This is a genomic window from Pseudomonas sp. Ant30-3 (genome assembly GCF_000690905.1).
In the GTDB taxonomy this organism is placed as follows: Bacteria; Pseudomonadota; Gammaproteobacteria; order Pseudomonadales; family Pseudomonadaceae; genus Aquipseudomonas.
The window spans coordinates 1-10,481 of the sequence record NZ_JMCL01000139.1 but is presented as its reverse complement, the minus strand read 5'-3'; the positions used below and the strand labels follow the sequence as shown (position 1 = coordinate 10,481).

The following is a 10,481-nucleotide window of genomic DNA, read 5'->3' as shown; positions in this document are numbered from 1 at the left end:
GAGGGGGCTTGCCCCCGTTGGAGCGCGGAGCGGTCCCAATACTGGTAAACAGGAAGTTACAGATGTTTTGAATGGCATATTTTGGGACTGCTTCGCAGTCCAATGGGGGCAAGCCCCCTCGCCACAGGCAAGCCCCCTCGCCACAGAGACATCAGTGGCAATGAAGCTCCCATTAAATCAACGCTTGCGCAGAATCACGCTACCAATCGAATAACCGGCGCCGAACGAGCTGAGCACTGCCAGCGAACCGGCGGCCAGGTCATCCTGGTTTTTGTGAAACGCGATCACCGAACCCGCAGAACTGGTGTTGGCGTAGGTGTCGAGAATCACCGGCGCTTCTTCTTCGGTGGCTTCGCGCCCCAACAGCTTCTTCACGATCAGGTGGTTCATGCTCAGGTTGGCCTGGTGCAGCCAGAAGCGTTTCACGTCGCCGACGTTCAGCTGATTCTCTTCCAGGTGCGCAGCGATCAGCTCGGCAACCATCGGGCAGACTTCCTTGAACACCTTGCGGCCTTCTTGCACGAACAGTTTGTCCTTCGAGCCGATGCCCTCTTCCGCCGCGCGGTTGAGGAAGCCGAAGTTGTTGCGGATGTTGTTGGAGAACTTGGTCAGCAATTTGGTGCTGACCACGTCGAACTGGTAAGCGGACGTCGCCAGGTCGGCGCGTTCGATGATCACTGCGGTGGCAGCGTCGCCGAAGATGAAGTGGCTGTCGCGGTCACGAAAGTTCAGGTGGCCGGTGCAGACTTCCGGGTTGACCATGAGCACTGCCCGGGCCTGGCCAAGTTGCACGCTGTTGGCCGCAGCCTGAATGCCGAAGGTCGCCGAGGAGCAGGCGACGTTCATGTCGAAACCGAAACCTTCGATGCCCAGCGCTTCCTGGACTTCGATGGCGATGGCCGGGTAGGCGCGTTGCAGATTGGAGCAGGCGACGATCACGCCATCGATATCAGCGGCGGTCTTGCCGGCACGCTGCAAGGCTTGCTCGGCGGCGCCGATGGCCATCTGGCAGAGCACCGACCATTCGTCATTGGAGCGCTCCGGCAGACGCGGCGCCATGCGCTGCGGATCCAGAATGCCGTCCTTGTCCATGACGAAGCGGCTCTTGATGCCGGAGGCTTTTTCGATAAACGCCGCGCTGGACTCGGTCAATGCTTCCACTTCGCCACGCGCGATGGCGTCAGCATTGTCGGCATTGAACAGCGCGACATAGGCGTTGAAAGACTGCACCAGCTCTTCATTGGAGATGCTATTGGCCGGGGTGTAGAGGCCGGTGCCGCTGATGACGACGTTATGCATGGTCGTTTCTCTAATCTGTTCAGGCAGAAAGCGCTGGCACCAACGTACCAACACACAAATGGGCTGCTCCCGTGGCGGAAGCACGCAAGGCATCGCTTATTCCGATCCGTCCGAACCGTCGAAGGCTCAAAACAGCGGGACCGGCGTTTATAGGCGCGAAGTTTGCCATAAACGTTGGGTTTTCGCCCTATTTGCTGGCTGAATCCCATCAACAGGCGAAACAAAACCCTGTGGGAGCGAGCCTGCTCGCGATGTCGCCCTGACATGCAACACAGATGTTGAATGTGATGGCCCCATCGCGAGCAGGCTCACTCCCAAAGGTTTTGCGCAAGCCTCGGGCCTACGGCTCTACCTGACTCCACTGCTTGCTCAACCGCTTATCCGAGATCGGCACCTTGGTCCCCAACTGCTGGGCAAACAGCGATACCCGGTATTCTTCCAGCCACCAGCGATACAACTCAAGCTGCGGATCGCGTTTGCCTTCCTGGGCATGTTTGCTCGCGCGAGCCTGGTATTGCGCCCACAGACCGGACAATTCGCCGCTCCATACCCGGTCCTTCTGCACCTGCGCGCCAAGTTTTTCGAAGCGCTGCTCGATGGCTTTCAGGTAGCGCGGCAGCTCCTTGAGCCACTGCATTGGCGTTTCCCGGACAAAACCCGGGTACACCAAATGGCTCAGCTGCTGCTTGATGTCGTTCAGAGCAACGGCTTGCGCCAGGTCGATCTTGCCCTTGAAGCGTTTTTGCAGCCCATGCCACAGCTTGAGAATCTCCAGCGTCAGCTTCGCCAGCCGCTCGGCATGTTCGGTCCAGCCGCCGCGTTTGCGCTCGGCCAGCGCCGCCAAACCAGCGCCGTCACGCGGTAGCGGCTCTTCGCCCTCAAGGATGCAGCTGTCGAGGCTGGCCAGCAAAATGTCTTCCACCAGACTGTCGATGCGGCCCAACTCGCGGTACATCAGGCCCAGTTCCGTCAGACCCGGCAGCTTGCCACGGAGGAATTTTGCCGGTTCCGCCAATTGCTGCATGAGCAAACGTTGCAAGGCGCGACGGTGCTGGAACTCGGCTTCGGCCGGAGTAGAAAAACGCCCTTCCTTGACCGTGCCTGCTTCTTCCACCAGCGCCGGATACACCGTCATCGACAGCCCGGCGATCTTCTGCTGGGTTTTTTCCGCCACCGCCGCGAAGACTTTCGCCTCCACCGGCTGCTGACTTTTCGCGGTTTGCGGCACTGCCAGCGCAGCTTGACTGGCCTCGGCGAAACGCGCGGTCAACTCGGCCAGATCGCGACCTTCACCGAGAAACTTGCCCTGGCCGTCGACGATTTCCAGGTTCATCCGCAAATGGCTGTCCACCTGTTGCGCCGCTTCGGCCCAGGCTTCATCGCTGACCCGTGCACCGGTCATGCGCAGCAGTTCACGGCCCAACGCTTGCGGCAGCGAACCCTCGGCGAATGTCATGCGCTGCAACGCGGCTTTGACGAAATCCGGCACCGGCACAAAGTTTTTGCGCAGTGCCTTCGGCAGGTTGCGCACCAGTGCAATGCACTTGGCTTCGATGACGCCGGGCACCAGCCAGTCCAGACGTTCCGGCGGCAGCATCGGCAGCAATGGCGCCGGCACGCGCAGAGTCACGCCGTCGCGCGGGTGGTTCGGTTCGAAATGGTAACTGAGCGCCAGTTCCAGATCACCGATGTGCAAGGTGTCCGGATAATGCTGCGCGGTGACTTCACTGGCCTCGCGGGCCAGCACGTCTTCTTCGCGCATGATCAGCAGTTGCGGATCTTTCTGGCTGTTGACCCGATACCAGCTGTCGAACGTCGCGGTCTGGTGAATCTCCGCCGGCAGGCGCGCGTCGTAAAACGCGAACAGGGTTTCTTCGTCCGCCAGAATGTCACGGCGACGGGCCTTGGCTTCCAGTTCGTCGAGCTGTTCGAGCAACTGTTTGTTGGCCGTCAGGCATTTGGCCCTGGACTGAATTTCACCGCGCACCAGGCCTTCGCGAATGAAAAACTCGCGCGACACCACCGGGTCGATCGGGCCGTAATGCACCGGCCGCCGACCGACCACGATCAGCCCGAACAGAGTGATTTGCTCGAACGCGACGACCTGGCCGCGCTTCTTCTCCCAATGCGGTTCAAAGTGGTTTTTCTTGATCAGGTGCCCGGCCAGTGGCTCGATCCAGTCGGCATCGATCTTGGCAACCATGCGCGCATAGAGCTTGGTGGTTTCCACCAGTTCCGCAGTCATCAGCCATTGCGGGCGCTTTTTGCCCAGGCCCGATGACGGATGAATCCAGAAGCGCCGCTGCCGAGCACCGAGGTAATCGCCATCCTCGGTTTTCTGCCCGATCTGGCTGAGCAATCCGGACAGCACGGCTTTGTGCAGTTTCGGGTAATCCGCCGGTTCTTTATTCAGGCTCAACTGCATGTCGCGGCAGATCAGGCTCAGTTGACGGTGCGAGTCGCGCCATTCGCGCAGCCGCAGGTAATTGAGGAAATTCTTGCGGCACCAATTACGCAGCGGGCTCGCGGTCAGCGCCTGGCGCTGCTCTTCGAAACCGCGCCACAAATTGACCAGCCCGGCGAAGTCCGAATCGACGTCTTTCCATTGTGCGTGCGCCTGATCAGCCGCTTGCTGACGCTCCGGCGGACGCTCGCGCGGGTCCTGAATCGACATGGCACTGGCGACGATCAGCACTTCCTGCAGGCTGCCGAGCTTGGCCGCCTCCAGCAGCATGCGACCCATGCGCGGGTCGACCGGCAGCCGCGCCAACTGACGACCGAGCGGGGTCAGTTGGCTGTTGCGGTCCACTGCCGACAGCTCTTGCAGCAGGTTGAAACCGTCGCTGATCGCTTTGCCATCCGGCGGCTCGATGAACGGGAAATCAGTAATCTCGCCGAGACGCAAATGGAGCATCTGCAGGATCACCGCAGCGAGGTTGGTGCGCAGAATTTCCGGATCGGTAAATTCCGGGCGCCCGAGGAAATCTTCTTCACTGAACAGGCGCACGCAAATGCCCGGTTCGACCCGGCCGCAGCGACCTTTACGCTGATTGGCGCTGGCCTGGGAAATGGCTTCGATCGGCAGACGCTGGACCTTGGCGCGGTAGCTGTAACGGCTGATGCGCGCGGTCCCGCTGTCGATCACGTAGCGGATGCCGGGCACGGTCAGCGAGGTTTCCGCGACGTTGGTCGCCAGCACGACACGACGGCCCGGGTGCGACTGGAAGATTCGCTGCTGTTCGGCCGGCGACAAACGCGCGTACAGCGGCAGAATTTCGGTGTGTTTGAGCTGGGCCTTGCGCAGCATGTCAGCGGCGTCGCGAATTTCGCGCTCGCCGGGCAGGAACACCAGCACGTCGCCGGGGCTCTTGCGCTCGCTGCGTTCGAACGCGGCGATTTCGTCGAGGGTGGCAAGGATAGCCTGATCCACGGTCAGGTCATCCTCGACGCGGTTGCCCTCTTCGTCCTGCTCCAGCGTCAACGGGCGATACCAGGTTTCCACCGGGAAAGTGCGGCCGGAGACTTCGACAATCGGCGCATCGTCGAAATGCTTGGAGAACCGTTCAAGGTCGATGGTGGCCGAGGTGATGATGACTTTCAGGTCCGGGCGACGCGGCAGCAGGGTTTTCAGGTAACCGAGCAGGAAATCGATGTTGAGGCTGCGTTCGTGGGCTTCGTCGACGATGATCGTGTCGTAGCGTTCGAGGTAGCGATCATTCTGGGTTTCCGCGAGCAGAATGCCGTCGGTCATCAGTTTGATCAGGGTGTTGGAATCGCTCTGATCCTCGAACCGCACCTGATAACCGACCAGCGCGCCCAGCGGCGTGCCAAGTTCTTCGGCGACCCGGCTGGCGACACTGCGCGCTGCAATTCGACGCGGCTGGGTGTGGCCGATCAGGCCATGCTGGCCACGACCGATTTCCAGGCAGATCTTCGGCAACTGAGTCGTTTTACCCGAACCGGTTTCGCCGGCGATGATCAGCACCTGATGCTTGAGCAGCGCCGCTTTGATCTCGTCGCGCTTGGCGGCGATCGGCAGGCTGTCGTCATAACGCACCACCGGCAGGCTGGCCCGCCGCGCCAACACCTGATCACAGGATGCCTGCATGCGCGCGACCCACTGGGCGAGCTTGGCCTCATCGGGTTTCTTGCGCAGCTCAAGCAACTGCCGCCGCAGCCGGTGGCGGTCGGCGAGCATGGCGTGATCGAGGTTTTTCAGCAGTGTGTCGATGGAGGGCGATTCGTCGGTCATCGGGTACGCAATTCAGTCGTCTAGTGGCGCAGAGGTGCGATTGTCGCAGATTTGGAGGACGAACGAGATCCCTTGTAGCAGCTGGCGCAGCCTGCGTTCGAGTGCGAAGCGCTCGCAAAATCTGCGCTCAGAGTCGTTCAGATGCACTGCGAGCACCGTATTGCGAGGACTTCGTCCTCGGACGCAGGCTTCGCCAGCTGCTACATGGAATGGGGGTTATTCGGTATCCCGGCCCTTGCGCCGATACGGGAACACGTCGATTACCTTCCCTTCTCTAATCGCCGCCTGCAGGCTTTTCCAGTAATCGGCGTTGTACAACTCGCCATGCAATTGATCAAACAACTTGCGCTGCCCCGAGTCGGCAAACAGAAACGGCGGAAATTCCTCGGGGAACACATCCAGCGGCCCGATCGAATACCAGGGCTCCGACGCCATCTCATCCTCCGGCGTGCGCGGCTGCGGGATGTGGCGGAAGTTGGCTTCGGTGAGGAAACAAATTTCGTCGTAGTCGTAAAACACCACGCGCCCGTGACGGGTCACGCCAAAGTTCTTCAGCAGCATGTCGCCGGGGAAAATATTCGCCGCCGCCAGCTGCTTGATCGCCAGCCCATAATCTTCCAGCGCCTCGCGCACCTGCGCTTCGTTGGCGTTTTCCAGATACAGGTTCAGCGGCGTCATCCGCCGCTCGGTCCAGCAGTGGCGGATCAACACCGTGTCGCCTTCAACCGACACCGTGGACGCGGCGACTTCCAGCAACTCCTCGAGGCACGCCGGTTCAAATTTGCTCAGCGGAAAACGGAAGTCGGCAAACTCCTGGGTATCGGCCATGCGCCCCACCCGATCGACGCTTTTCACCAGCCTGTACTTCTCGATCACCGTCGCACGGTCGACATTTTTCGACGGCGAGAAACGGTCCTTGATGATTTTGAACACGGTGTTGAAACCCGGCAGGGTGAACACGCTCATGACCATGCCGCGCACGCCAGGGGCCATAATGAACTGGTCGTCGGTACTGGCCAGATGATTGATCAGCGCGCGGTAGAACTCCGACTTGCCGTGTTTGTAGAAACCGATCGAGGTGTACAGCTCGGCAATGTGCTTGCCTGGCAGGATGCGCCGCAGGAAACCGATGAACTCCGCCGGCACCGGCACATCGACCATGAAATAGGAGCGGGTGAACGAGAAGATGATCGACACGTCCGCTTCATCGGTGATCAGTGCATCTATCTGAATCCCGCGCCCTTCACGGTGCAGCAGCGGTATCACCAGCGGCCACTGTTCGTCCCGGGTGTAAATCCGCCCGACCAGGTACGCGCCTTTGTTGCGGTAGAGCACGGAGGAAAACAGCTCGACGCTCAGCTCCGGGTCCTTGCAGACCCAATCCGGCAGGTTCTCGCGCAGTTGCGTCTCGAGGCGGCTGAGATCACCGGGCAAGTCGGCGTAATCCTCGCTGAAGCGGTAGTCGGCAAAAATGCTCGCCAGCATCACCGACAACTGGCCCTGAGGCTTGTAGGTTCGGGTTTGCGCAGCGCGGGCCCGGCGCAGGCTCGGCCGGGTGGTGTGGATGAACATGCAGCCGTCGCTGATCAGGTCGTGGCTGAACAGCCCGCAGAAGATCGAGTTGTACCAGGTCTCGGACAGTTCATCGTCGAAGCGCAGATCGATCAGGCTTATATAGGCGCTTTTGACCAACGGCCAGCAACTGACGTCCATCAAGGTGTCGGTCTCGAAGGCTTCGCGCAGCCGTCCGACGGTCTCGCCGACTTTTTCTTCGTACAGGCTGATGCGCGCCGCCGAGGCGATTTGCGCTTCTTGCCATAGTGCTTGTTCGAACCGCGCCCGGGCGCCATCGGTGATCTGCCGGAAATGCTCGCGGTAATCGTCAAAGCCATCGAGGATCGTGCGGGCGATGTCGGTGGCTGGCCATTGCTGCGGCATGGTGAGACCTCTGCGGGAATTTACGAGCCCTGAGCTTAGCCAGTGAACCGGGTACAGGAGAAGGGGAATTTTTGCGGCGCGTTACAGGCGCGCTCCTTGGGAGTTGGCTGCTCGTTTTTCGGTTGCGATAGACGACACACTCAGCAACACTCTCGTCCCCATCAAGGAAGGAGTGCACTGTGAGCCCTGTCGATATTGTCCGATTACTGTCGCTGGCAGCGATCTGGGGCGCGAGCTTCCTGTTCATGCGCATCATCGCGCCTGTGATCGGCACCGTGCCGACCGCATTCTTCCGCGTGTCCATCGCAGCGGTCGGCTTGCTGGTGATCCTCGGGCTGATGCGCATCAGCTGGGATTTCAAAGGCAAGCTCAAGACCGTGATGCTGCTGGGGGTGATCAACTCCGGCATCCCGGCGACCCTGTATTCCGTGGCGGCGCAAGTGCTGCCCGCCGGTTACTCGGCGATTTTCAATGCGACGACGCCGCTGATGGGCGTGTTGATCGGCGGCCTGTTCTTCCATGAAAAACTCACAGCAGCCAAGCTTGGCGGCGTGAGCCTGGGGCTGTTCGGCGTCGGCATCCTGACGCGCGCCGGGCCGGTGGCGTTCGACATGGAACTGTTGATGGGTGCCCTCGCCTGCCTGCTCGCGACCACTTGCTACGGTTTTGCCGGGTTTCTTGCGCGACGCTGGCTGGATCAGGCCGGTGGTCTGGACAGTCGACTTTCAGCGGTGGGCAGCATGCTCGGGGCAACGCTGTTCCTGCTGCCGCTGTTCGGCTACAGCGTGATCACCCAGCCACCGGCGAGCTGGGGCGGCTGGAGCGTCTGGCTGTCGCTGCTGGGCCTGGGGCTGATGTGTACCGCGTTGGCGTACATCATTTATTTCCGTCTGCTCAGCTCGATCGGGCCGGTGAAGTCGATGACCACGACCTTTCTGATTCCGCCGTTCGGGGTGTTGTGGGGAGCGCTGCTGCTGGATGAGCCGTTGTCGATGGCGCATATCTATGGCGGCGTGTTGATCGGGGCGGCGCTGTGGCTGGTGTTGAAGCCTGCGGTGGTGAAGCCGGTTGGGGTGGCCGGTTAATCATGCGGTGAGGCTCTAGACGCCATCGCTGGCAAGCCAGCTCCCACAGGGGATCGAAGTGCTCACAAAATCCGGATACACCTGAATCACTGTGGGAGCTGGCTTGCCAGCGATGGCGTCAGCTCAGTCACAACAAGGCCGAAGCACTCACCTCCCCGTCCACCAACCGCCGAATCCCCAGCGGATTGGCATTCTGCAAAGCCTGCGGTAACAACCCATCCGGATAATTCTGGAAGCACACCGGCCGCAGGAATCGATCGATCGCCAGCGTGCCCACTGACGTCCCACGCGAATCCGACGTCGCCGGATAGGGCCCGCGGCATCGGTGAAATCCTCTGCACGGTCGAGGAAGGCCTGGTGTTTCGCGGCGAGCATGCGCGCATCACGCCGATGGTGATTTTGAACCGGCCGCCACCAAGATGCTGCATGAAGCCGAGGACCTGCTCGGCGTTGAACTCTTCGAGCGTCTGCCCCGTGGCATGCGCCCTACCCCGTTCGGAGAAACCGTCACGTACTACGCCCGCATGGTCTTCGCCGAACTCAGTGGCATGCGCGAAGAGCTGGTGGCGCTCGAATCCGGCAACCTTGGCCGGGTCGCGGTGGGCGCCATTCCGGCCCTCGCCTCGGGCTTGTTGACGCGCACCATCGCCACCCTGAAGCAAAGTCATCCACACCTGTCGATGAGCATCCAGGTCGACACCAGCGACGTGCTGGTGCAAGCCTTGCTGCAGGATCAGCTGGACATTGTGCTGGGACGAATTCCTGCTGGTGCTCGGGCCGAAGAACTGCTGTTCGACAGCCTCGGCGAAGAAGCCTTGTGCGTGATCGCCGGTGCGCAAAATCCGCTGACTAAGGAAACACACCTGAGCTGGGCAGAGTTGCAGAACATGACCTGGGTGCTGCAGCAACATCCCAGCCCGATGCGCGCGATCATCAATCAGGTGTTCCACAATGCGCGGGTCGACATGCCGAGCAGCATCGTCGAAACCACTTCGATCATGACCTTGCTGTCGCTGGTGCAGCAGACCGACATGCTGGGCGTCACGCCGGTGTCGGTGGTCGAGGATTATCCCGGGCGCGAGTTGCTCGCCGTGTTGCCGATCAAATTCGAAGCGCGTCTGCCACCGTTCGGCCTGATCACCCGGCGCCATCGCATTCAGTCGTCGGCGATGCAGGCGTTCATGAATTCGGTGCGCGCGGAGCATGCGTTGAGCAAATGAGGGTTCAACACTCGCGTTCCCATCAAGGAAGGCGTGCACCGTGAGTCCTGTCGATGTTATCCGGATCAACTTTTCATAAACTTGGGAACCGTCCTACATACACCCCAAACCAGCATGGCGTAGTGTCCTCCGGCATCTAAACGGCGAGACATGGATCGTCAGTTTGCACAGGGGGTGCTATGGCGGTTGAAAACCTGTTTCCGAATTATCTGGGATGTAATGGGCGAGACGGCAACCGGCTACATGCCGAGGCGACTCAGGCAGCGCAGGCGGCTTGGAACAGAACACTGGCGGCGAACGAAAGAAACGAGCGAGAAGCCGACGCACGTAGGAGTGCGATCAAGAAGCGAGATGAAGTGGCCCCACACGGATGCGTCTTCGCCAAGAGTTGCACGCTGCCAGACGGGGCCATTAACTACACCAGCCCCAGCGCAGCTATCCCCACCGATGCGATTAGCCGATATGGCGAGTTTGCCTTGCTGGGTGGGTTTGAAACCGATGCACAAGGAAACATTCCTCTCAAGAAAATCAGTGGCACCCTACCCGCCTCTTTGGGAACACTTTTATTAGGCGGCGCTGCTACTGCCACCGCTGGCGGTGTGTCTTGTAGCGGTTTGTGTACGGCCGGTGCTGTGGCGTCCGGTGCTATCACGGGTGTTGCTGCTGGTGCATTGGCGGGGGGGGGTG

The 10,481-nt window shown here is 60.7% G+C and carries 4 protein-coding genes and 4 pseudogenes; 4 read left to right on the top strand and 4 right to left on the bottom strand.

Annotation, left to right across the window (positions count from 1 at the left end; all coding sequences use genetic code 11):
• Window positions 1-177: 177 nt before the first annotated feature.
• The 3 genes from DU29_RS0126430 to aceK form a co-directional block, all read right to left on the bottom strand.
• Entirely contained in the window at window positions 178-1,299 is a 1,122-nt protein-coding gene (locus tag DU29_RS0126430; RefSeq protein ID WP_028624404.1) for a beta-ketoacyl-ACP synthase III, read from the bottom strand.
• 340 nt (window positions 1,300-1,639) lie between these two features.
• On the bottom strand, window positions 1,640-5,551 hold the full coding sequence (gene hrpA / locus DU29_RS0126425) for an ATP-dependent RNA helicase HrpA (RefSeq protein ID WP_028624403.1): 3,912 nt from the start codon (window positions 5,549-5,551) through the stop codon (window positions 1,640-1,642).
• Between the two features lie 216 nt (window positions 5,552-5,767).
• On the bottom strand, window positions 5,768-7,489 hold the full coding sequence (aceK, locus tag DU29_RS0126420; RefSeq protein WP_028624402.1) for a bifunctional isocitrate dehydrogenase kinase/phosphatase: 1,722 nt from the start codon (window positions 7,487-7,489) through the stop codon (window positions 5,768-5,770).
• A 179-nt stretch (window positions 7,490-7,668) separates the two neighbouring features.
• On the opposite strand from aceK, the gene DU29_RS0126415 reads away from it, so the two are divergent.
• A complete protein-coding gene (locus tag DU29_RS0126415) occupies window positions 7,669-8,574 on the top strand; it encodes a DMT family transporter (RefSeq protein ID WP_028624401.1) in 906 nt (301 codons plus the stop codon).
• Between the two features lie 127 nt (window positions 8,575-8,701).
• Here DU29_RS0126415 and DU29_RS1000000131850 read toward each other — a convergent pair.
• Window positions 8,702-8,890 (bottom strand): annotated as a pseudogene (locus tag DU29_RS1000000131850) (aldehyde dehydrogenase (NADP(+))); the annotation flags it as partial.
• 2 nt (window positions 8,891-8,892) lie between these two features.
• Here DU29_RS1000000131850 and DU29_RS1000000133445 point away from each other — a divergent pair.
• From DU29_RS1000000133445 to DU29_RS01000000130520, 3 pseudogenes are all read left to right on the top strand, one after another.
• Window positions 8,893-8,976, top strand: a pseudogene (locus DU29_RS1000000133445) (hypothetical protein); the annotation flags it as partial.
• A pseudogene (locus DU29_RS01000000130525) lies at window positions 8,967-9,794 on the top strand (LysR family transcriptional regulator); the annotation flags it as partial. The pseudogenes DU29_RS1000000133445 and DU29_RS01000000130525, both read left to right, overlap by 10 nt.
• Window positions 9,795-9,973: 179 nt before the next feature.
• Window positions 9,974-10,481 (top strand): annotated as a pseudogene (locus DU29_RS01000000130520) (hypothetical protein); the annotation flags it as partial.

What these genes read in the sequence shown, in the direction of transcription:
- DU29_RS0126430 (WP_028624404.1), bottom strand. Translation starts at nt 1,299, where the DNA reads ATGCATAACGTCGTCATCAGCGGCACCGGCCTCTACACCCCGGCCAAT.
- hrpA (WP_028624403.1), bottom strand. Translation starts at nt 5,551, where the DNA reads ATGACCGACGAATCGCCCTCCATCGACACACTGCTGAAAAACCTCGAT.
- aceK (WP_028624402.1), bottom strand. Translation starts at nt 7,489, where the DNA reads ATGCCGCAGCAATGGCCAGCCACCGACATCGCCCGCACGATCCTCGAT.